1 protein-coding gene is annotated in these 745 nt (G+C 64.8%); it reads right to left on the bottom strand.

Annotated elements, in window-relative coordinates:
- Window positions 1-653: IS1380 family transposase (locus tag AC066Y_RS43260; protein ID WP_478279141.1), on the bottom strand; the 653-nt coding region annotated here is incomplete at its 3' end.
- Between the last annotated feature and the right edge of the window lie 92 nt (window positions 654-745).

Genomic DNA, 745 nt, shown 5'->3' with positions numbered 1-745 from the left:
CGAACCAGGCGGCGCAGGTGTGCCCGCACCTCGCGGCCGCTCGGCGTCTTGCCGGGGCGCAGGATGACCGCAACAGGCCGGCTGTGCTCGGTGTCGTAGACGTGGATCGGCAGGAAGCAGTGTTCATCATAATGGGCGTTGAACAGCGAGAGTTGCTGACGGCCATGCACCACGTCGACCGTGTCGTCGATGTCGAGCGTGATTGCGCTCGGCGCTCGCGCGTAGCTGTCCATCCATAGGTCAACCAGCACAGAGCTCAGCCGGATCACCTCGCGCAGGTGTGGTGCATTCTCCAGGCGCGATAGGGTCGGCTGCGAACACAGATCCCGGCCAGTGTCCGGCAGTCGGCCGCAAGCCAGCTTGAACGCCGGATCGCCGCGTAAACGATCGAGATCATTGCCATCCTCGTAGCCACACGCGATGGCGAAGATGCGGGCGCGGATCATATCCGCAAGGCTGTGCACGATGCGTCCCGGATCGCGCCGCTCGGGGAATACGCAGGACAACTTCGCCGCCAAGCCGAGGCGCCGGTCCGCCATGGCCAGAAGCATGACGCCGCCATCCGACGTCAGCTTGCCGCCGTCGAACGAGGCTGTGATCTTCTTGCGGGAAACGGCTGGAAATGAGAACGGCAGACTCGTATCGTCGGTCATGGCGAGTGTGGCGGCCCGGATGCGCGGAGGGTGGGTGTCAGCAACCGAATCCTACGCCACCTCAGCGGCTTACGCCACGCTCGCCAGCCTCT

Source organism: Bradyrhizobium sp. USDA3010 (assembly GCF_056429065.1).
Note: the sequence above shows the minus strand (reverse complement) of the source record. Positions and strands in the feature narration are given on the sequence as shown.